This window comes from Streptomyces sp. NPDC051452 (assembly GCF_044454765.1).
Classification (GTDB): domain Bacteria; phylum Actinomycetota; class Actinomycetes; order Streptomycetales; family Streptomycetaceae; genus Streptomyces.
In genome coordinates this window covers 21,381-41,717 of record NZ_JBITEB010000001.1, presented here as the reverse complement: position 1 = coordinate 41,717, position 20,337 = coordinate 21,381, and the positions used below count along the sequence as shown (strand labels likewise).

General features: G+C 71.8%; 17 protein-coding genes and 1 tRNA gene. 7 read left to right on the top strand and 11 right to left on the bottom strand.

The genetic code is table 11. From position 1 onward, the window contains the following. Nucleotides 1-18: 18 nt before the first annotated feature. Nucleotides 19-1,287: a sensor histidine kinase gene (locus tag ACIBA9_RS00190; protein ID WP_399359107.1), complete on the bottom strand. Its 1,269-nt coding sequence runs from the start codon at nt 1,285-1,287 to the stop codon at nt 19-21. Beyond that, nucleotides 1,278-1,931: a response regulator transcription factor gene (locus ACIBA9_RS00185; RefSeq protein WP_399359106.1), complete on the bottom strand. Its 654-nt coding sequence runs from the start codon at nt 1,929-1,931 to the stop codon at nt 1,278-1,280. The genes ACIBA9_RS00190 and ACIBA9_RS00185 overlap by 10 nt, the downstream gene beginning before the upstream one ends. Nucleotides 1,932-2,076: 145 nt before the next feature. On the opposite strand from ACIBA9_RS00185, the gene ACIBA9_RS00180 reads away from it, so the two are divergent. Continuing rightward, on the top strand, nt 2,077-2,505 hold the full coding sequence (locus tag ACIBA9_RS00180) for a BlaI/MecI/CopY family transcriptional regulator (RefSeq protein ID WP_399359105.1): 429 nt from the start codon (nt 2,077-2,079) through the stop codon (nt 2,503-2,505). Nucleotides 2,506-2,509: 4 nt separating this feature from the next. Then, a complete protein-coding gene (locus tag ACIBA9_RS00175) occupies nt 2,510-3,541 on the top strand; it encodes a M56 family metallopeptidase (RefSeq protein WP_399359104.1) in 1,032 nt (343 codons plus the stop codon). A gap of 42 nt (nt 3,542-3,583) precedes the next feature. Here the strand turns inward: ACIBA9_RS00175 and ACIBA9_RS00170 are convergent, their stop codons facing one another. Then, nucleotides 3,584-4,888 carry a cytochrome P450 gene (locus ACIBA9_RS00170; RefSeq protein ID WP_399359103.1) on the bottom strand — a complete coding sequence of 435 codons (1,305 nt, stop codon included), beginning with the start codon at nt 4,886-4,888 and terminating at the stop codon, nt 3,584-3,586. Nucleotides 4,889-5,206: 318 nt separating this feature from the next. On the opposite strand from ACIBA9_RS00170, the gene ACIBA9_RS00165 reads away from it, so the two are divergent. Continuing rightward, a complete protein-coding gene (locus tag ACIBA9_RS00165; protein ID WP_399359102.1) occupies nt 5,207-5,380 on the top strand; it encodes a hypothetical protein in 174 nt (57 codons plus the stop codon). Nucleotides 5,381-5,478: 98 nt separating this feature from the next. On the opposite strand, the gene ACIBA9_RS00160 is transcribed toward ACIBA9_RS00165, so the two are convergent. The 5 genes from ACIBA9_RS00160 to ACIBA9_RS00140 form a co-directional block, all read right to left on the bottom strand. After that, nucleotides 5,479-7,953: a transglycosylase domain-containing protein gene (locus tag ACIBA9_RS00160; protein ID WP_399359101.1), complete on the bottom strand. Its 2,475-nt coding sequence runs from the start codon at nt 7,951-7,953 to the stop codon at nt 5,479-5,481. Nucleotides 7,954-8,199: 246 nt separating this feature from the next. Next, complete coding sequence (locus ACIBA9_RS00155; RefSeq protein ID WP_399359100.1) at nt 8,200-9,486, bottom strand: MFS transporter; 1,287 nt, start codon at nt 9,484-9,486, stop codon at nt 8,200-8,202. A 14-nt stretch (nt 9,487-9,500) separates the two neighbouring features. After that, nucleotides 9,501-10,709, bottom strand: a complete 1,209-nt coding sequence (locus ACIBA9_RS00150) for a type III PLP-dependent enzyme (protein WP_399359099.1) — start codon at nt 10,707-10,709, stop codon at nt 9,501-9,503. After that, nucleotides 10,706-12,415 carry an IucA/IucC family protein gene (locus ACIBA9_RS00145; RefSeq protein WP_399359098.1) on the bottom strand — a complete coding sequence of 570 codons (1,710 nt, stop codon included), beginning with the start codon at nt 12,413-12,415 and terminating at the stop codon, nt 10,706-10,708. Before ACIBA9_RS00145 ends, ACIBA9_RS00150 begins: the two co-directional genes overlap by 4 nt. 38 nt (nt 12,416-12,453) lie before the next feature. Beyond that, nucleotides 12,454-14,028, bottom strand: coding sequence for an IucA/IucC family protein (locus tag ACIBA9_RS00140; RefSeq protein ID WP_399359097.1), 1,575 nt, complete (start codon nt 14,026-14,028; stop codon nt 12,454-12,456). Nucleotides 14,029-14,446: 418 nt separating this feature from the next. Between ACIBA9_RS00140 and ACIBA9_RS00135 the strand changes: the two genes are divergently transcribed. Both ACIBA9_RS00135 and ACIBA9_RS00130 read left to right on the top strand, forming a co-directional pair. Beyond that, nucleotides 14,447-15,208, top strand: coding sequence for a response regulator transcription factor (locus tag ACIBA9_RS00135; protein WP_399359096.1), 762 nt, complete (start codon nt 14,447-14,449; stop codon nt 15,206-15,208). After that, nucleotides 15,205-16,668 (top strand): sensor histidine kinase, encoded by a 1,464-nt coding sequence (locus ACIBA9_RS00130; RefSeq protein WP_399359095.1) that lies wholly within the window; start codon nt 15,205-15,207, stop codon nt 16,666-16,668. Before ACIBA9_RS00135 ends, ACIBA9_RS00130 begins: the two co-directional genes overlap by 4 nt. Before the next feature lie 98 nt (nt 16,669-16,766). Here ACIBA9_RS00130 and ACIBA9_RS00125 read toward each other — a convergent pair. Further along, a tRNA-Pro gene (locus ACIBA9_RS00125) sits at nt 16,767-16,840 on the bottom strand. Between the two features lie 126 nt (nt 16,841-16,966). Here ACIBA9_RS00125 and ACIBA9_RS00120 point away from each other — a divergent pair. Beyond that, the gene (locus tag ACIBA9_RS00120; protein ID WP_399359094.1) at nt 16,967-17,665 is read left to right on the top strand and encodes a transketolase; all 699 of its coding nucleotides are present in this window, start codon (nt 16,967-16,969) and stop codon (nt 17,663-17,665) included. Nucleotides 17,666-17,727: 62 nt separating this feature from the next. Beyond that, on the top strand, nt 17,728-18,642 hold the full coding sequence (locus ACIBA9_RS00115; RefSeq protein WP_399359093.1) for a transketolase family protein: 915 nt from the start codon (nt 17,728-17,730) through the stop codon (nt 18,640-18,642). A gap of 351 nt (nt 18,643-18,993) precedes the next feature. Here ACIBA9_RS00115 and ACIBA9_RS00110 read toward each other — a convergent pair whose 3' ends face one another. Next, nucleotides 18,994-19,353: an MmcQ/YjbR family DNA-binding protein gene (locus ACIBA9_RS00110; RefSeq protein WP_399359092.1), complete on the bottom strand. Its 360-nt coding sequence runs from the start codon at nt 19,351-19,353 to the stop codon at nt 18,994-18,996. A gap of 30 nt (nt 19,354-19,383) precedes the next feature. Next, nucleotides 19,384-20,325 carry a LysR family transcriptional regulator gene (locus tag ACIBA9_RS00105; RefSeq protein WP_362152149.1) on the bottom strand — a complete coding sequence of 314 codons (942 nt, stop codon included), beginning with the start codon at nt 20,323-20,325 and terminating at the stop codon, nt 19,384-19,386. Nucleotides 20,326-20,337: the final 12 nt, after the last annotated feature.

Genomic DNA, 20,337 nt, shown 5'->3' with positions numbered 1-20,337 from the left:
AACCTGCACACAACCTGACTACGCGATCGCCTCCGGCGTGGGGAAGGTCACCTCGACACGACCCTGACCATCCGCGATCGCACGAACCGCCACTCCCGCGGACGCGGCGAGACGCTTCACCACGGCCAGCCCCAACCCGTGCCCGTGGCCGCTGGTCACGCCCGCTTCGAAGACCCGGTCGACCTCCGCCGGATCGAATCCCGGGCCGTCGTCGAGGACATCGATCACGACCCCCTGGGCATGGACGCGCGCCGTGACCCGGACCCGCGAACTCGCGTGCCGCAGACCGTTCTCCAGCAGGGGTGACAACACGGCCACGACGAACTCGGGCGCCACCGCGACGTCGACGTTCGCCGGGATGGCGAGTTCGATGGGGCGACCGGCGATCGCCTGTCGCGCCGCCGCCCTGAGATCGCAGCGGGTACCGCCGTCGATCCGGGTCCGGGCGCTGCTCAGGATCGTCGTGATCGCCGTGTTCAGACGGTCGACCTCGGTCAGAACGGCCTCCGGTGCCAGATCACGACCGGAAAGCTGCGCCAACTGCGCCTCGCCCCGCAGGGCCGTCAGGGGCGTGCGCAATTCGTGGGCGATCTCGTCGGTGAGCCGGCGCTCGTCCGCGAGCGCGTTGTCCACGCGGTCGAGTAGGCGATCGAGAGTTCGCCCGAGCTCCCCGAACTCATCGCGCGGAACGCCGAGGTCGAACCGGCGCCCGGGTTCGTGATCGCCCCAGTCGTCGGCGAGAGCGGCCATTTCGTGGACCACCCGCAACGCACGACCCACCACGACGTGTGCGACGACACCTGCGAGCAGGATCGAGATGCCGCCCAGCACGAGCGACATCGTCAGGCTGCGCTGCTCCGACGTCTCGTACGGCGTCAGATCCACCTTCACGACCGCCATGACGTGGTGGCCTTCGATCCGGATCGGCTGGGCGTACAGAAGGTAACCGCCGACGGTGGTGGTCTGGGACTGCCCGGAGCCGACGAGCGCGTGGACGCGGTCGAGGACGCCGTCCGGCACGATCCCGTCGATGAGGCGCCCGTCGGCATACACCCACGAGACCGTGTCCAGCGCTTCGTTGCCGTTCTCGATCAGCACGACGTGGCCACCGCGTACGGCCACGTTCGCCGCCACGGCCTCCGCACGGGTATGCGCCAGTGCGTTCGCGTCGGCGTCGGTCACCTGGCTCAGCAACACGTGTGAGACCACCACCAGCACCGCGACCACCGCGGTCGCGATCAGGACCGCGAGCGCGACGACCCTTCCACGAAAGCCCGTCACTCCCATCGATAGCCCACCCCACGGACCGTCGCCAGGCGATCAGCCACGCCCAGCACACCGAGTTTGGTCCGTAGCCGGCGCACGAAGGAGTCGAGGGTGTTGTCGCTGACCTGCGCGCCATGCGGCCAACCGGCGGCAACGAGGGCGTGGCGGCGTACGGCGTCGCCCTGCGAGGCGATGAGCCGGCCCAGCAACCGAAACTCGGTCGGCGTCAGGCTCTCGCTTGTCGAACGGTAGATCACGACATGTTTCGCCGGATCGAGAACGACGCCCCTCGGCGGGGTGGCCACGGTCGTCCTGCGCAGCAGGGCGCGGACCCTCACCAGCAACTCCGGGATGTCGAACGGTTTCGTCATGTAGTCGTCGGCTCCCGCCTCGAAGCCGCCCACCTTGTGATGCATGCCGTCCAGAGCGGTGAGCATCAGCACCGGGGCGTCGACGCCACGTGCCCGCAGCGCCAGGCAGACATCGCGGCCGTCGGCGTCCGGGAGCCCCAGATCCAGGACGATCAGGTCAGGCATCGGCTCCAGCTGCCGTAGCAGGCTGTCCGCCGTAGCGGCGACCGCGATCGTATGGCCGTCGTGCTCAAGCGCACGCTTGAGGACGTCGCGGACCGCCGCGTCATCCTCACACACCACGATAAAAGCCACGGGCCGACCCTAAGCACTCAGTCGAGAGTTCTCCATTCTCGCTGGTCAGCGCAGTGACGGCCGCGCGCGGGGACACGTCCTACGACAAGTAGGAGGTCGGCGGGTAGCCTGTACGCGACGACGGTAAGGGAAGGCGGACGGTGACGTGGCGGCCCAAGGGGACGAGGAAGCCCACGAGGCCTCGGGCAGGCGGGCGCGCGGCGAACTGGAGAACGATGTACTCGCCGCGCTCTGGGCGGCCGACGAGCCGCTGACCGCGCGGGACGTCCGGGGACGACTGCGTGGCGACCTCGCCTACACGACCGTACTGACCATCCTGTCCCGGCTGTACGACAAGGGCATGCTCACACGGCACCGCGAGGGCCGCGGCTATGCCTACGAACCGGTCCGCGACGAGGCGTCGCACACCGCCCAGCGCATGCACTCCCTGCTGAAGGGCGGCTCCGACCGCCAGGCGGTACTGGCCCGCTTCGTCTCGGAACTGTCCGAACAGGACGAGCAGTTGCTGCACCAGCTGCTCGCCGGGCACGACGACGTCCTCCGCGACGACCGACGCCCGCCCGGGAAGCGGTGAGCCGGTGCTGATCAGCGTCTACATCCCTTTCCTTGTCACGGCGACACTCGCCGTGCTCGCGCCCCCCGTGGCGCACCGGCTGCCCCCGCGCCCGGCGGCCCTGGCGCTGGCCTGTGCCGCGCTGGTGACGGCGGCAGGCTGGGCGGGATCCCTCGCCCTGCTGGCTTTCACCGAAGTGGCGCAGATCCCGGAGGTCGCCGAGGAGGGCCGCTGGTCCGTGTCCGCGCTGCGCTCCCATGACCCCGTCTATGCCGTGGTCGCCGCCGTCAGCACCCTGGTGCTCGCGGTCTGCGTCGTCTCCCTCGGCGTGGCCGCGGTCCGGCAGGGCCGCCTCCTGCTCCGGGCCCGGCGGGAGTGCGCCGAACTGCCCGGGCACACGGAACTGGCCGTACTTGACGACGACGTCCCGGTGGCTTTCGCACTGCCTGGGGCACCGGGCCGGATCGTCGTCTCCCGGGGGATGCTGCGCCGCCTCGGTGCCTTCGAGCGCGAGGCGCTGCTCGCCCACGAGCGGGCGCATCTGCACGGGCGTCACCACGTCTTCCAGAGCGTGTGGCGGCTCACGGCCGCTCTGAACCCGTTGTTGCGGCCGGTGGCCGTCGCGGGCGACTTCGTCCTGGAGCGCTGGGCCGACGAGGAGGCCGCCGAGCGGGTCGGTGACCGTACGGTCGTCGCTCACGCCGTGGGCCGCGCCGCGCTGGCGTCCGCCGGTGCGTCCCGTCCCGCCGCGCTGGCCGCGACCGGCGGGGTGGTGCCCCAGCGGGTACGAGCCCTGCTGGCCCCGCCGCCCGCCCGCCGGAGCCTGCCCCTGCTGGCGGGCGGTCTGCTGCTGGCGCTCTGCTGCGCGAGCCTGGCGAACGCCGCCTCGGACAGCGACCGGATGCTGGACAGCGCGCAGTGGGCACTGTGCACGGCACATGCCGGCACCACCACCACCGCCGCCGCGCCGACCGGCCCCGACGACGATCCCGGGTACGGACCGCACGGCCGCTGCGCCGCCCCCGATCGTCCGGAACACGCAGAGCGACACCTCTGACCGGCCAGGCACCGGTGCGCTCGGCCCCGGAATCAGGCTGCCTCAGCTGCGCGAGGTCGCACGCAGGCGCAAGCCGACAGTCGCGAGACCTTGGAAGGTGGTGACCTGGTAGCCGGGCTCGGGTCCGGGCGGCTCGCTCAAGTGGTAGCGGCGGGCGGTCTGCGCGGTCAGGAGCGTCAGCATCGCCATGGCCAGGGCGACTCCCTCGCAGCCGTGCGGCCCGGTACCGAAGGAGAGGAAGGCCCCGCCTTCCGCCGGCGAGCCCGTGTCGTCGAGCCAGCGCTCGGGCCGGAACCGGTCCGGCTCGGGGTGTTCCCGCGCGTCGCGGTGGGCCGTGTAGGGGCAGACGAGAACGGTGGACCCGGCGTCGATGGTGTAGCCGGCGAGCTGAGTCCGCCGCCTGACGTGCCGGGTCAGCAGCCAGCTCGGGGGGTGCAGTCGGAGCACCTCGCGTACCACTGCCTGGGTGTAGTGCAGGCTGTCGAGGTGGGTGCCGGTCGTCGCGGCCGGGTCGGCGGGCAGCAAGGCGGCGGCTTCGGCCGCGACGCGGTCGGCTGTCTCAGGGTGCCGGGCCAGCTGGAGCAGGATCCATCCGGCTGCCCGGGAGGGTGTCTCGAAGGTGGCGACGGTGATTCCGGGGAGAGTGTCGAGGACGGCCTCGTCCGGCAGTGGGCCGTGACGGGAGGAGGGCCGGAGCATCTGTCCCAGCACGTCGTCACCGAGCCGGCCCGATGAACGGCGCCGGCGGACGATGGGCCGCAGTGCGTCGGTGAAGGCGACTTGCTGCCGGGTGCGGAACCGCCGTGCCGGTGTGGGGACCCAGCGCGGCCATACCCAGCGCGAGGGGCGCACGAGCACCTCCCGGGCCAGGAAGAGCCGGGAGGCGAAGGGCAGGAGGGTGGGAGCGTCCTCGGAGAAGAGGTAGCGCAGGCCGGTCTCCGCCAGGGTGCGCCGCACCGGGGGCAGGATCTCGACGTCCCCGCCCGTGGGCCAGTGGTCGGCGAATCGAGCGACCCCGGTCGCGATCTCACCGAGGCGGGCTGCGACCGCCTGCGCGCGTAGTCCGCGCATGCGGGCGGCGTGGGCGTGCGCACGCTCCTCGCGCGTCGGTGCTCCGCTCGACCGCTTCAGGGGCGGGAAGAGAGGAGAGGGGGCCTTGGGGAAGTCCTCCGCGCGGCGCAGGACCGCTTCGCACGGCTCGGCCGTGGCCGCTACGTAGACACCCGGCTCCAGCTGCCAGACGTCCCCGCACTCGTCGGCGCCACGGCGCGCTACCGCCAGCCGGTCGCGGCTCCAAGCGGCGAAGCCGCCTTCGGGCAACCGCGGCGGCTCATGTGTTCGGCCCATGAGACCCGCCCCTGACTCCCCCACGAGTACAGGTCGATGTCATCGGCTGTGTGGCTGTCTGCCGGCGGGCGCCCGGGAGAGCCCGTCGGCAGTGCGGTCGGACTCAGTCGTCGCCGGCGTACGCGTTCCATTCGTTTTCCCCGTACGCACCGTAGTGCCGGGTGAAGGACAGCATGCCGAGCAGCTTGGCGATCACGATGCACTCCTCTCGCATCAGGTGTCCGACTTGCCATTTTGCCACGTATGCCCTATGTGCGATATTCGGGGCATGAGCCCCTGCCTCACCGGCGCCCGGCCGGCTAGCACGGAGGTCCTGAGATGAGTGCTGGAGAGAAGGCCAAGGCGAAGGCCGAACAGGTTGCCGGAAAGGCCGTGCGAAAAGCGGCCCACGCGGTGCACAAGGACACCCTCGCGGCGAAGGGCGCCGCCCTGGAGGCGCGGGGCAGGATGCGGGCGGCGAAAGAGAGGTCCAAGGGCTCGTTCAAGCACTGACGATTGCCGGGCAGACGCCTCAGGCGGCCGCGGGCGTCATGCGGCCGCCTGAGGCCCCGCGCCACCGCTGTGCCGCGATCATCACCTCATGAGACGACTCAAGGCCTACCGCGGATGCCTGTCGGCGCCGGTGTACCGGTCGTCGGTGTAGGTGGGGGTGAGGTGTCGCCGCCGGTCGTGCCGCCGAGGAGGCCGCCGCCGGTACCGGCAGGGGTGCCGGTGGTGTCGGTCGGACTCGGACTGACACAGTGCTGCCCGTGCCCATGCCCGTGCCCGTGGCACGGTGTGGTGGTGGGGGTCGGCGTGGCCGACGCGGTCGGGGTGGCCGGGGGCGTGCTCTGGGTCGCGGTCGCGGTGGCGGAGGGAGTGGGCGAGGGTGCGCCGTATTCGTCCGTGCTCTGGCCCAGTTGCGGCGCGGGCGGGAACTGCTCGACGGGTTGTCCGCGAAGGGCGGCTGTCATGTAGTCGGTCCATACCTCGGTGGGCATGTCGGCGCCGAAGACCTTGGCGTAGCCGCCGACACCCTGCATCGACCGAAGGCCGGCGTTCTTCGGGTCCTCCTTGAACATGCTCACGGCCGTGGTCAGCTGCGGGGTGTAGCCGATGAACCAGGCGGACTTGTAGTCGTCGGTCGTACCCGTCTTGCCGGCCGCCGGGCGCCCCAGGGCCTGGGCGTTGGTACCGGTGCCGTGTTCGACGACGCCTCGCAGGACGTCGGTGACGGTGTCGGCGGTCGAGGCGGGCATGGCCGTGGTGCCCTTGGGCTTGTCGAAGCCGGGCAGCTGCCGGCCGTCGGCGACGACCTTGGTGACCGAGTACGGCTCGTGCTGGATCCCGCCGTCGTCGAAGGTGGCGTACGCGTCGGCCATCCGGATCGCCGACGGTGTGGAGGTGCCGATGTAGAAGCCCGGGGTGTCGTACTGCAGGCTGGTGCGCAGGAGTCCCGCCTTCAGGGCCTCTTCCTCCACCTTGTCGTAGCCGACGTATTCGCCGAGCTGGACGTAGGGGGTGTTGACCGACTGCTCCATTGCCTTGCGCAGGGTGATGTAACCCCACTTGGTGGGCACGTCGTTGCGCTGGTGCAGGAGCCCCGTGGGGTCCTTGGAGTCCGGTAGTTCCTGGCCCAGCCGGTTCTTGATGGTGATGCCGTCGTCGCCGTCGAACTTCGAATCGGGGGTCACCGGTGCGGCGGGCTGCCCGGGCGAGAGGACGGCGCCGTGGTCGAGGGCGGCGGCCAGGTCGACGGGTTTGAAGGTGGAGCCGACCGGCACTCCGGTCGCGTCCGCGTTGTCCGTCCAGTGCCCCTTGTTCCAGCCGGGCCCTCCGTACAGCGCGACGACGGCGCCGGTGGACGGATCGATCGACGCCGCGCCGACCTGGACGTCCTTGTCGGCCGAGCGGTGCCGCGGGTCGAGGTGCTTGCGCTCCATCCCCGCGACGGACGCCGACAGGGCGCCGACCTTCTTCTTGTCGAAGGTCGTGTAGATCTGGTAACCGCCGTGGCCCAGCCGCTGTTCCGTGAGGGAGGTGTGGGCCTCGACGTACTTCTCGGCGGTCTGCACCAGGTAACCGGTCTGCCCGGCCATTCCCGCCGACGGCGTGTACGGCTTGGGCGTGGGGAACCCTGCCGCCAGGTACTGCCGTTCCTGGGCGTCGGTGATCTTGTGGATCTTGGCCATGCGGTCCAGTACGTACGTCCAGCGCGCCTTGGCCTGGGCCTTGGCCTGCGGGTCGGTGTCGGCGTGCATCAGCAGGCTCGGCTCATTGACCGTCGAGGCGATGAAGGCCCCCTGGCTGACGGTCAGTTGGGAGGCGTGCACATGGTAGTAGGTGCGGGCCGCGGCCTCGATGCCGTAGGCGTCCCGGCCGTAGTAACAGGTGTTGAGGTAGCCCTGCAGGATCTGCTGCTTGGTCATCTGCCCGCCGATCTTCAGGGAGATCATGATCTCCTTGAGCTTGCGGGTGACGGACTGGTCCTGACTGAGGTAGGTGTTCTTCACGAACTGCTGGGTGATGGTGGACCCCGACTGCACCTCACCGCCCGTGGCCATGTGGTACACGGCTCGGAGCATGCCCTGCGTATCGACGCCCGGATCGGAGTAGAAGGTGGCGTTCTCCGCGGCGAGGAAGTCCCATTGCACCAGCTTGGGCACCTGGGCGAGGTCGACGTTCTGCCGGTTGGTCGCCCCCTGCGTGGTCATCACCGAGCCGTCCGACCAGTAGAAGGTGTTGCTCTGCGCCTGGGTGTCGGGGTTCGCACCCGGAATGGTCGTCGTGGCGTAGGCGTAACCGAACAAGCCCAGCAGGCCGGCGACGAACAGCAGGAAGGTGCCCGACAGCAGCTTCCACGACGGCAGCCACCGCCGGAGCCCACGTCGGCCGGCCCGCGGGTAGTCGATCAGGCCCCGCCGACGGGGCCGTGTGGTGTCCGCGCGGCGCGTGCCCGCGGTGCGGCGGGCGCGCCCGTCCCGGGATGCCGCGGCCCTGCGCGCCGCGGCCCGGCCACCGTTGTGCGTACCGTCGGAGCCGGACGGTATGGTCCTCCCCGACGATCGGCGCCGGTGTTCGCTCATTCTCGCCACTCCTCAGCCCAGGAGCCGGCCCCGTCGGCGCCGAGAGGCCGCCCACGGAGTGCCCCCTTGGGGTCTGCCGGGGAGCGCGTGCCACTCCCCGGCAACTCCTACATGTTGTAAGACTAAGGTGTGCCGGCACCGCGCGTGCAGCCACCCCCCGGCCGGTGGCGCGAGGCAGCGGGTTCCCGTCCCGGCATCCGCCCGCGGACCCTCGACCCGCACCGCCGGCGGCGACGACCGAATGCGTCACAGGTCGGGCCGACGCCCTCCTTTCGGCTGGGCCGAAGCGAAGGGTGAGCTGATCGCAGGTGTCGGTTCTGCGACGCGGACACGCCGTCGGCTTCGGCTCGCGAACGAGAGGGAGAGCACGAGCGCGGTGACGAGCGATACGAAGCCGCCCAGGATCAGACTGCAACGGGCGCCGAGAGTGTCCGCCACCAGACCGACCAGCGGGGCGCCGAGGGGGGTGCCGCCGAGCAGGACGAGGAAGTAGACGGACAGGACACGGCCCCGCAGACGCGGGTCGGCATGGAGCTGGATCAGCGCGTTGGCCGTGGTGGTCACGGTCACCGCGGCACATCCGGTGAGGAACAGCAGGGCCATGAACGAGCCGTACCCCGGCATCAGGCCCTGCGCGACCTCCAGTGCACCGAAGCCGATCGTGGTGGAGGTCAGACGTCGTGCGGTGGGGGGCTTGCCGTGGTGGGCCCAGTAGATCGCGCCGAGGAGGCTGCCCAGTGCGTAGGCGGCGGAGAGGTAGCCGAAGGTGGCGGCGCCCGTGTGGAACACCGTGATGGCGACGAGCGAGATGGTCACCTGGAAGTTGAGGCCGAAGGTTCCGACGAAGGCGATGAGGCTGATCGGCAGGAGCAGTTCCGGGGTGGTGGCGATGTGGCGGAGTGCCTCGCGCGCCCGGGTGGGGCCGGGTCGCGGGCGGTCGGGGACGTCCGGTGCGTCGGTACGGATGGTGATCAGGCCGTAGAGGACGGCCAGGTACGAGGCGGCGTTCAGGAGGAACACCGGGCCGGTGCCGAAGGCCGCGACGGCCAGGCCGGCGAGGGCCGGGCCGACGCTGCGGGCCACGTTGAACTGGGCGGCGTTCAAGCCGACCGCGCTGGCCGTGCGCTCGCGGGAGACGAGTTCGCAGATGTAGGCGTTGCGGGCGGGACCGTCCACCGCGGTGGCGGTGCCGAGGGCGAAGGCCAGGGCGTAGACGGACAGCGGGGTCACCGCTCCGGTGACCGTGAGCAGCCCCAGGAGAAGTGACTGGACGGCCATCGCCGTCTGGGTCAGGAGCAGCGTCCTTCGCTTGGGGTACCGGTCGGCCAGCACGCCTCCGGTCAGGCCGAGCAGGGTCTGCGGCAGGAACTGCAGCGCGGTCACGATGCCGACCGCGCTGCCGCTGTTGCCGGTGGTGTGGAGGACGAGCAGGTCCTGCGCGGCGCGCTGCATCCATGTGCCGATGTTGGAGACCAGCTGTCCGAGGAGGTAGCGCCTGAAGTTCCGGACGGCGAGGGCATGCGTCACCGGCATGCGAAAGACGGCGCTCACGACGTCTGGCGGGCACACAGGTCGCCTGCGACGGGCGCGCCGGCGTCGTCGAGGTGATGGAAGGTCGGGTGGGGGTGCATGAGGAACGCGTGGTGGGAGATGTTCCATGCGTAGGCGCCGGCCATGGCGAAGGCCACGCGGTCGCCGACGCGCAGCCGCTCCGTCATGATCCGGCTTGCCAGTACGTCCTTGGGCGTGCACAGCTGTCCGACCAGCGTCACCGGCTCGTCGCGGACCTCGGGGCGGTCCCAGGGCCGCGGCCAGGTGTCCTCGGGGATCACCTCGAAGGGCTGGTCGTGCTGTTTCGCGGCCGGGGTGCGCAGATGGTGGGTGCCACCGCGCAGTACGGCGAACGCGTGCCCTCGGCTGAACTTGATGTCCAGGACCTGGGTGACGTACCAGCCGCAGTAGGCGGTGACCGAGCGGCCTGGTTCGATCCGGAGGGTGAGGTGGGGGTGGCGGGCGAGGATCCGGCGCAGTCCGGCGCCGAGGGCGGGCCAGTCGAACACTCCGGGCGGATGCGTGTAGTCGACGCCCATGCCGCCGCCGACGTTGACTTCGCGCAGGTCGATTCCGCGCTCACGGGCCCAGTTCTCGGCCCAGGCGAGGACCTTGTCGACGAGCCGGAGATGGGAGTGGGCCTGGAGGCCGCTGGCAAGGTGGAAGTGGAGCCCGCGCAGCCGGACACCCGGGGCCGACTCCATCACCTCCAGGCAGCGGTCCAGTCGTACGGGATCCATGCCGAACGGCCCACCGCCCATGGCCAGAGCGACTCGGCCCACGTCCACCGGCAGGTTGACGCGCAGCAGTACCTCCACGGTCCGGTCGCCCAGCAAGGTGGCCAGCAGGCGGAGTTCGTGTTCGCTCTCGATGTGCAGGCGCTCGGCCCCCGCGTCCAGCGCGCGGGTCAGCTCCCGCTGCGTCTTGCCAGGGCCGCCGAAGGCGATCGGTGCGTCGGGGACGACGGCGCGGACGTGGTCCAGTTCGCCGCCGGAGGCCACCTCGAAGCCGTGGACGTGTCCGGCGAGGGTCCGCAGGATCCGGGGGTCGGAGTTGGCCTTGGCCGCGTACAGCAGCTCGACGCGTTCCGGCAGTGCGGCCCGGATCGTACGCACGTGCTCCCGCAGGTCCGGCAGGTCGTAGACGTAGGCGGGCAGATCGTCGTCGGGCAGCGCGGCGACGAGGTCGGACGCCTCGCGCCTCACCGGACCACCTCGCGGGGGAAGTCCCTCCCGAGCGGGCTGGGCACGGGCACGTAGGTCGCGTGCCGGTCGGCCTTGCGGGACCAGCGCAGCAGAAGGTTGGCCTTGGCCGGCAGCGGTACGCCACACAACAGGGCGCGCAGGCGCGGCGGTTCGGCGGCCGTACGGGCGTAGGCGGCGAGGTGGTCGCGGACCAGGCCCCAGAGGGCGGGTTCCAGCGTCGGGTCGAGGTCGGCCAGGGCGCTGAGCATTTCGGCGGTGTGGTTGACCAGGAGGCAGTACGCGACCCGGTTCCAGCCGTGTTCGGGATCGTAGGTGAGGGAACCTCGTACGTCGGCCGGGAGATCCGCGAGGGCCTGCCGGTGGCGGCCGGGCAGGAGCTTGGTGCCCTCCAGGTCGCGGAAGAGCATCTGCGCGGGTGTGCCGTCGGCATCGACGCCGACGACGACGTTCTGCAGATGGGGTTCGAGCACGACACCGTGTTCGAAGTAGGCGGCCAGCACCGGTGGCAGCAACAGCCGAAGGTACGCGTCCCACCAGGCCAGGACGTCTCCGTCGCCGCGGGCGAGCAGTCGCGAGACATGGGCCGGACCGGTCGGGTACTCGTCCGCCACCGCGGCGGCGAGCAGGGGTGTCACCCCGGGACGCAGATGGTGGCGCAGGCCGGAGCGGACGATGACACCGAAGCCCTCCAGGAGGGCGGTGTCGCCGGCCGTGTCGAGGGTCCGGTAGCCGGGCTCGGCCAGGAGCGCGCACCCCGGGAAACGGCCGGCGAGTTCGACGAAGACGGGCTGGAGCAGCCGGGTGAGGGCGACAGCGCCGGACAGTTCGTAACCGGCGTGTTTGCGGACGCAGTTGGTGATGCGGACGTTGAGGCTGAACTTCAGGAACACGTCGGTCTCGGGGTCGTACAGAGTCCGCACCGATGCGGTCGGCACCCACTGCGGGCCGCCCGTGCCGGCGTCCACGACATCTCCGGCGGCGACCGCCTCGCGCAGCCGGTCGTGGTCCTTCAGCAGCCGGTGCTGCCAGGGGTGCACCGGAAGTACGGCGAACTCCGGGTCGACGACCGGGTGCAGCGTGTCCAGCGCGTGCGGCTCGCCCTCCTCCCGCACGAGGTGGCGGCGTACGGCCAGATAGCGCAGCCGGAAGCGGGCGCCGGTCTCCGGGCCGAATGCCAGCCAGTCCGCCGGGTCGCCGGTACGCGCCTTGGGAGTGGGGTGGAAGCGGTGGCCGAACACCAGGGACTGCTCCGAGGCCACATACGGGTCCGGGTCCGTCCGGCCGCCCGCCCGCTCTTCCAGTACGACGCGGATCGTCTCCCGGCTGTCGGCGACCTGGCTCAGGAACTCCTCGTTGCCAAGCCCCGTGCGCTGTTCCAGTTCGTCCTGGACGAGGCCGGCCAGCTCGCGCCAGTCCACGGTCACCCAGGCGTCGCCGTCGAGCCGTTGCACCGAGTCCTGGAAGCGGTGCGCTCCGATCAACGAGACCCGGCGCAGCGCCGTACGCAGCAGCAGGCCCCGGCGGGGCAGTCGTAGCAGGAGGTGGTCGTCGACGACTGTCACCTGGTGCTCGGGGGCGGACACCTCGCGGATCAGGCAGTTGAGCAGCGTGTGGGTCGTGACGATGTCGGCCGTCCGCGAGGGCTCCGCGGTCTGGGCGGGTACGGTGGCGGCGATGTCGGTGTGGGGGGCTGCGCTGGTGGTCATGTGGTTGCTCCAGTGGGACAGCGGTCGGTGCCTCAAGGTCAACGGCACGACGCCAAGGGGTTGGGGACGGACGTCCATTGGGCGGCGCCCGGGTCCTCGGACAGCCGCATGGCGACGGTCGCCTTCAGCGGCATCGTGTCCGCGAAGAACGCTGCCGCGTCCTCCTGATCCGGCAGGCCGGCGAACACGCGGCGCCCGACCTCGGCGACCGCGCTCCACAGCGCCCGTGGATCAGCCGCCCGGGCCCGGCCGAGGACGTCGACGAGTTCGCTGAAGACCCCGCTGATCAGGCCGCCGAAGAGCTTGGTGTGCAGGGCGCCCACGTCGTCGCCGGCGCGGCTGCCGAGCAGCGGCGGCAGCGTGAAGCCGTAGCGGGCCAGGCGGTGCGGGCTGACCCGTACGCCGTCCAGGTCCCGGTACAGCACCCGCACCGGCCGCCCGTCTCGCAGGACGACCAGGGTGTTCTGGCCGTGCGCCTCCAGTGCCACCCCCATGGACAGCAGCGTCAGGGCCGGCGGCAGGACGAGGCCGGCCAGGTCCGCCAGCCAGCTCGACGGGTCCCCCGACACCATGGCGGCTCCGGTCGCGTGCACGGCGGTGAGCGGTACCGCGATCTCACCGGCGTCGAGGTGGCATTCGGTCGATTCGCGGATCATGGCGGTCAGGCTGGCGGAGGGCTGTCCGTCCACGCACACCGAGCCGCCGCCCAGCTCCCGCAGGACCCGCAGGCTGCCGCTGTGTCCGGCCTTGTCGACGACGGCGGCGACCAGGTCGGACAAGGGGGGCCCGTCGGCGGCCTCGGCCGGGGAGATGGTGCGCCGGTAGTTGGTGACCTGGACGTCGAGCGCGGTCTTGATGTGGCAGCCCGACAGGACGCCCAGCGGTGCGAGGGTGCGCAGCGACAGCAACGGGCGGGCCGGGATCGTCTCCTCGACGACGGCCAGCTCGGGGTGGTGCCCGAGCACATGGCGCCGCTGCCATGGGTGCATCGGCAGCAGGTACGCGTCGCCGTCCCGCAGGGTGCGCGGCCAGTCGCCGGCGCCCTGCCAGCGGTCGGCCGGGACCCGGATCAGCGCGAGCCGGACGACCGGGTGGTGCTCGGGCGCGTAGGCGAGCACATCGGCGACGGACATGCCGGTGCGCGTCCGGCAGCAGGGGTGCTGCGGGTGGCCGTCGACGACCGCCTGCTCGGCATCCGTCGAGTCGGCCGGAGGGGCCTTCCGGTCCGCGTTGGCCGCCCTGGCCAGGGCCAGGTTGACGACGCTGTTGTCGAGCTCGGCCGCCAGCCGCTCCGCCGCGGGGGTATGCAGGCCGAGCTGCGCCAGCAGCTGGGCCGGACCGCTGATCGGCCCCTCCGGACCCGAGACCGCGAAGTCGTGGGGGACCTCGGCGAACGGCCGCGCGCCGGCCTCGGCCGCCGAGAGCGTTCCGCCCCGCCGCAACTCGACGACGAGGGAGTCGGACTCGCGTCGGCGCGCGGCCACACCGGGCAGCGGTTCTCGCGCGAAGGCGCCCCACAGACGGCTCAGCACGGTGGCACGTGCTCCCGGGAGTGCGGTCGCGAAGGGCTCCGCCAGGTCCGGGCGAAGACGGCGTAGTACGTCGATGGGCATGCGGTGTCCCCAGCTCCTGCGGTGGCGGGTGGTCCGGTGGCGCGCCGATGGCACCGACCGCACAACCGACGCTACGGGAAGACGATCAAGCGAATTGCCAGAGCAAATACAGGGAGAGGTCCCGGACGCACCCGAGACAGCGGTTCGCCCTCCGCGTTTTCGGCCGGTCCAGCCGATCCGGCCGAGACGGACGCCAGGGCCCGCGGGCTGACCTTGGATCAGATTCCCAGTGCCACCTGGGAGACCGAGGGCCGGCGCCCGACGTCTTAACTCTCGGCTTACGCCACGCTGGCCAGGTCCTTGATGTCGTCAACACGCCGCGCCTCGGTGAATGAGCCGATCGTGGAAGATCACCGGCTCGGGGGAGCTTGCGGCGTTTGTGCCCCGCGCGGTGGCCGGCGTCTGTGAGCCTTTCGGCATGCGTGTCTTGCTGATCGAGGACGACGACCGGGTGGCCGGGCCGTTGGCGGAGGGGCTGCGCCGTTTCGGGTTCACCGTGGAACACGCCAGAACGGGGGCCGAGGGTCTCGCCGGGCCCGAGGTGGCGATGGTGCTGCTGGACCTGGGGCTGCCCGATATGGACGGCCTCGACGTCTGCCGGGCGTTGAGGTCCCGCTCGTCGGTGCCGATCATCATGATCACGGCCAGGGACGACGAGGTGGACCGTGTACTCGGGCTCGAACTGGGTGCGGACGACTACGTCTCCAAGCCCTTCGGCGTACGGGAACTCGTCGCCCGGATCCGTGCCGTGACCCGCCGCGCCCGCCCCGCGGTCGCGGACACCCCGTGTGGATCGTCGAAGCCCTCGGACGACCTCGAGCACGCCGGGACACCCGACATCCAGCGGATCGGCCCCTTGACCATCGATTGCCGCACCCGGCAGGTGCGCCTGGGGCAGTCGTCCGTCGCCCTCGCGCCCAAGGAGTTCGACCTGCTCACCTGCCTCGCCGAGGACCCCGGCGCCGTCTGCTCCCGCCGGCAGATCCTCGACACGGTCTGGGAACCGAACTTCTTCGGCCCCACCAAGACCCTGGACGTCCACATCGCCGCGCTGCGCCGCAAACTCGGCGACGCGTCCTGGATCGAGAACATCCGCGGAATCGGCTTCCGTCTCGTCCTCCCGGCATCCCTCGACGCCACCTCCGCCGCGGTAGGGGCACGCGGCGGAGACATCCGGTGACTCGTCGCCTCCTGCTCGGCCACCTGAGCCTGATACTGCTCGTCCTGCTCGCGCTCGAAGTGCCCTTCGGCCTCTTCTACGCCCGGAGCGAGCTGTCCCGCTTCTCCCACACGGCGGAGCAGGGGGCGACGACGCTCGCGGAGGTCTGCGAGGACAAGATGGAGCACGGACTGACAGCCGACCTGCCCGAACTCGCCGTCGGGTACGGGCAGCGGACCGGCGGCACCGTGCTCGTCGCCGACCGACGGGGCGTCGTTCTCACCGACACCGCTGCCCCCGCCATGGTCGGCAAGGACCTGTCCGCCGAGCCGGACATCTCCTCGGCACTGCACGGTCGCCCCGCTGTCGGCACCCGCGGGGCCCCGCCCGCGGACGGTGAGTTCCTCTTCGTCACCGTCCCCGGCGGGCCCAACGCCGCCGTCGCCTGTGTGGTGCGAACGGTGTACGCACTCGGCCCGCTCAAGGCAAGGGTGCACACCACCTGGCTGGTCCTCGCCGCCGTCGGGCTCGGGGTGATCGCCCTCGCCTCCCTGATCGGGTTCGCTTTCGCGCGCTCGATCACCCGGCCCGTACAGGCCTTGGAGCGCGCCACCGCTCAGCTCGCCGAAGGCCGGATCACCGATCCACCGGCGACCGACCACGGGCCACCGGAACTGCGCCGGCTCGCCGCGTCGTTCACGCGGACCGCGACCCGGCTCCAGCACCTGCTCCAAGCCCAGCAGGCGTTCGCCTCCGACGTGTCACACCAGCTGAAGACCCCCCTGACCGCACTGCGTCTGCGCCTGGAGAACTTCGAGCCGCACCTCGCCCCCTGCGCCCAGGACAGCCTCGACAAGGCACTCGGGGAGCTGGAGCGCCTCAGCCGCATGGTGCAGGGGCTGCTCGCTCTCGCACGGCTGGAGAACACCGAGATCCGGGCGGAGGCAGCCGACCTCAATACCGTCGTCGCCGATCGCGCGGACATCTGGACCGCCTTCGCCGACGAGCAGCAGGTCGACATCGTCGTGTCCGAAGGCACGTCCGTACAGGTGTTGGCGATCCCCGGCGCACTGGAGCAGATCATCGACAACCTGCTCTCCAACGCGCTGCGGGTGTCCGCACCGGGAACCGCCGTCACCATGGCCGTCGTCGCCACCCCCGCACAAGGCACCCGCACCCCGCCCATGGCCGAGCTGCACGTGATCGACCAGGGCCCCGGCATGACCGAGGCCGAACGGCACCGGGCCTTCGACCGCTTCTGGCGAGCTCCCCACGCCGACCACGACGGCACCGGCCTCGGACTACCACTGGTCCGGCACCTCACCCGCGCCGGAGGTGGCGAGGTCACCCTGGAGGCGGCCCCCGGCGGCGGACTCGACGCCGTCGTCCGCCTCCGGCACGCCGAATGCAGCACCCGGCAGGATCGCCTCGTCACCACAGCGGACGTCGGCTCGGCGGCCCCCTCCGCACCCGCACGGTGAGGCACAACCCAGCGAAACGCCGGCACCGGTCCCCGAGAATGATCAAGGGCCGGTTTCGGATACCTCCGAAACCGGCCCTGACCTGCGACTGTCTCCAGTCGGGACGACAGGATTTGAACCTGCGACCCCTTGACCCCCAGTCAAGTGCGCTACCAAGCTGCGCCACGTCCCGCTGCCGTTTGACCTGGGATTTCCCCGGCCGAAACGCGCAGGGAAACAATACCGCACTCGCCGTGCTGGTCGCGCGCGCCTTTCGCCTGTTGACCTCAAGCTTGGTTGAGGTCGCACGATCGACCCCATGACGATCACAACGGACGAACACCGCGTCCACGGGTACGCCGACCTCCCCGCCCTGATGCGGCTGATGACCGGCGACGAGAAGCACGGCCCGGCCGCCACCTCCACGCTCGACGTGCTGTGGGTGCTCTACGACCGGGTGCTGAGGGTCACACCAGGGCGGCCGGACGATCCGGGCCGGGACCGGTTCCTGCTGAGCAAGGGGCACGGGCCCATGGCGTACTACGCCGTGCTGGCCGCGAAGGGCTTCGTACCGGTGGCCTGGCTGCCCGGCTTCGGCTCGTACGACTCCCCGCTCGGCCATCACCCGGACCGTGTGCTGGTGCCGGGGGCGGAGATCGGCAGCGGCTCGCTCGGGCACGGCCTGCCGATCGCCGTGGGCACCGCCCTGGGACTGCGGGCGCGGGGGCTGCACGATCCGGCGGTGTGGGTGCTGATCGGCGACGCCGAGCTGGACGAGGGCAGCAATCACGAGGCGATCGCCTTCGCCGGGCCCGCGGCACTGGAGCGGCTGCACACCGTGGTGATCGACAACTCCTCCGCCAGCCATGCGCTGCCCGGTGGGATCGCCGCCCGGTTCGAGGCCGCGGGCTGGTCCGCGACGACCGTCGACGGACGCGATCACGAGGCCCTGTACGCCGCGTTCACGGCTCCGCACCCGGGGCGGCCGCACGTGGTCGTGGCCCGCGTCGAGCCGTAGAACGCCTGACCCCCGCCCCTCCCGTTCCCCCTCCCCCGCTCTCCGGAAAGGGCACCTCTTCCATGGACACCATGCGTGATCGTTTCGCACTCGTCGTCTCCCGGCTGCTGGACGACGACCCCCGGGTCGCGGTCGTCCTCGCCGAGATCGGCAGGGACGGTTTCGCGGAGGCCGCGCGCCGGCATCCCGACCGGGTGATCAACGTCGGCATCCGTGAGCAGTTGCTCGTCGGGGCCGCCGCCGGCCTGGCGCTGACCGGACTGCGGCCGGTCGTGCACACCTTCGCGAGCTTCCTCGTGGAGCGGCCGTTCGAGCAGCTCAAGCTGGACCTGGGGCACCAGGACACCGGGGCGGTGCTGGTGAGCGCCGCCGCCTCCTTCGACTGGCCGGCCGGGGGCTACACGCACATGGCCCCGGGCGACGTGGCCCTCCTCGACACGCTGGACGGCTGGACCGTCCATGTGCCCGGGCACCCCGACGAGGCCGAGACGCTGCTGCGGCACGCGGTCGCCGCGGGCGACGACCGGGTGTACGTACGCCTCTCCGTCCAGTCCAACCGGCACGCCCGGGCGATCGACGGCCGGACCTTCGTGACGGTCCGGGAGGGCGGCCGCGGTGTCGTGGTCGCGGTCGGCCCGATGCTGGACGCGGTCCTCGCGGCCACCGAAGGGCTGGACGTGACCGTGCTGTACGCGACGACCGTACGGCCGTTCGACGCGGCGGGCCTGCGCCGGGCGACACAGGCCGCCGGCAACGACGTCGTGCTGGTCGAGCCGTATCTCGCGGGGACGTCCACGGGCGCGGTGAGCGAGGCACTGGCCGACGTCCCGCACCGGGTGCTGGGCCTGGGCGTGGGCCGCCGCGAGCTGCGCCGCTACGGCGGCCTCGAGGACCATGTGGCCGCGCACGGACTCGACGCGCACAGTCTGCGCGAGCGGATCGGCGGTTTCGTCGGGGCGTACGCTTCCGGCGCGTGAGCCCGGCGTACGTTTCCGGCGTACGTTTCCGGCGCGGGTCCGGTGCGGGTCCGGCACGCGAGTCCGGCACGCGAGTCCGGCACGCGAGCCCGGCGCGCGGGTCCGGCTCGGGCCTCGTCAGGGCGCCTTCGGGGCGGGAGCGTCGGCGTCGGTGCGGACGAGGCCGCGGGTCGCCGGGACGGCGAGGAGGGCCGCGGCCACCGCCGGGCTCGCGCGGCGGAGACCAGCAGGACACGGCCGGCGCCCAGCGCGTCGGCCGCCGGCCCCGCGAGGGCCGGAGGCGGGCCCGCGTCCCCTCACCGCCTGAGCCGCGGGATCATGCCACGCCCCGGCCGGGCCCACGGGGATGTTTCACTCCCCGGACGGCATGCCCAACTCGGGGTGGACGTCCAGGAGTCGGGGCGGGGCCGCCTGGCGCCAGGAGTCGGCCAGGACGTCACGCAGCTCCTCCTCGCCCTCCAGCGCGGTCAGTCGCGCTCTGATCCAGGCGAACTGGGCCTCGTGGCCCGCGATCCAGAACTTGTCCGGCTCGGCCAGCACCAGCTCGTCCCGCTCCTCCTTGGGGCAGCGGACGGCGATGGACGTCTCGTCCTCGGGCAGGGTCGCGAACATCTTCCCGGCGACCCGGAACGTCGGCATGTTCCAGGCGACCTTCTCCGTGACCTCCGGCAGGGACAGGGCGATTCGGCGTACGTCTTCTGAGTCCGGCATGCCACGCACCGTAGCCCCTGCCACTGACAGTCACCCCGTGGCCGTCGACCCCGGCCCGGAGCCCGGCCGCTGGTCCTGCGCCGCCTCGCCCAGTGCCTCCAGCACCGGCCGGATCAGCGGGTGCCCCTCGGCGCCGCGGCGTACGGCGGCGAACACCCGGCGGGTCGGGGCCACGCCGTCGACCGGGCGGACGACCACGCCGGCGAGGTCCATGCCGCGCAGGGCGGAGCGCGGCACCAGGGCCACCCCGGCGTCGGCCGAGGACAGGGCGACGACGGCCCGGAAGTCGTCGGAGGAGTGTTCCAGGCGGGGCTGGAAGCCGGCGCTCTCGCAGGCCAGGACGACCACGTCGTGGCAGGGGTTGCCGGGGTAGGGGCCGATCCACGCGTCCTTGGCCAGTTCGGCCAGGGGCACCTCGGCGCTGTCGGCGAGGCGGTGGGTGAGCGGCACGACGGCGTCGAACGGCTCGGCGTACAGCGGCACATGGGTGAGCCGGGGGTCGCCGGCCGCCGGGGCGCCCCGGTACTCGACGGCGACCGCCACGTCCACCTGCCGGTCCAGCACCATCGGCAGGCTGGCGTCACCCTCGGCGTCCTGGACCCGGATGCGGATGCCGGGCGCGCGTGCCGACAGGCGGGACACGGCCGGGGCCACGACCTGGGCGATGCCGGTCGCGAAGGCGGCCACGGTGACCGTGCCCGCCTCGCCCGAGCCGTAGGCGGACAGCTCGGCCTCGGCCCGCTCCAGCTGGGCGAGGACGGCGTTGGTGTGGCTGAGCAGGATCTCGCCCGCCGGGGTGAGCCGTACGCCCTTGGCGCCGCGCTCGACCAGGCGATGGCCGGTCTCCTGCTCCAGGGCCGTCAGCTGCTGGGAGACCGCGGAGGGGGTCAGATAGAGCGCGGCGGCCGCCGCGGTGACCGTGCGGTGGTCGGCCACCGCACGGAGGATGTGGAGCCGCCGTGCCTCGATCATGCCTCCGATTAT

Excerpts from the sequence above, each read along its gene's own strand:
- ACIBA9_RS00145 (WP_399359098.1), bottom strand. The coding sequence starts at position 12,415 with ATGACCACCAGCGCAGCCCCCCACACCGACATCGCCGCCACCGTACCC.
- ACIBA9_RS00155 (WP_399359100.1), bottom strand. The coding sequence starts at position 9,486 with ATGCCGGTGACGCATGCCCTCGCCGTCCGGAACTTCAGGCGCTACCTC.
- ACIBA9_RS00135 (WP_399359096.1), top strand. The coding sequence starts at position 14,447 with ATGCGTGTCTTGCTGATCGAGGACGACGACCGGGTGGCCGGGCCGTTG.
- ACIBA9_RS00140 (WP_399359097.1), bottom strand. The coding sequence starts at position 14,028 with ATGCCCATCGACGTACTACGCCGTCTTCGCCCGGACCTGGCGGAGCCC.
- ACIBA9_RS00115 (WP_399359093.1), top strand. The coding sequence starts at position 17,728 with ATGGACACCATGCGTGATCGTTTCGCACTCGTCGTCTCCCGGCTGCTG.
- ACIBA9_RS00160 (WP_399359101.1), bottom strand. The coding sequence starts at position 7,953 with ATGAGCGAACACCGGCGCCGATCGTCGGGGAGGACCATACCGTCCGGC.
- ACIBA9_RS00110 (WP_399359092.1), bottom strand. The coding sequence starts at position 19,353 with ATGCCGGACTCAGAAGACGTACGCCGAATCGCCCTGTCCCTGCCGGAG.
- ACIBA9_RS00105 (WP_362152149.1), bottom strand. The coding sequence starts at position 20,325 with ATGATCGAGGCACGGCGGCTCCACATCCTCCGTGCGGTGGCCGACCAC.
- ACIBA9_RS00190 (WP_399359107.1), bottom strand. The coding sequence starts at position 1,287 with ATGGGAGTGACGGGCTTTCGTGGAAGGGTCGTCGCGCTCGCGGTCCTG.
- ACIBA9_RS00165 (WP_399359102.1), top strand. The coding sequence starts at position 5,207 with ATGAGTGCTGGAGAGAAGGCCAAGGCGAAGGCCGAACAGGTTGCCGGA.
- ACIBA9_RS00170 (WP_399359103.1), bottom strand. The coding sequence starts at position 4,888 with ATGGGCCGAACACATGAGCCGCCGCGGTTGCCCGAAGGCGGCTTCGCC.
- ACIBA9_RS00120 (WP_399359094.1), top strand. The coding sequence starts at position 16,967 with ATGACGATCACAACGGACGAACACCGCGTCCACGGGTACGCCGACCTC.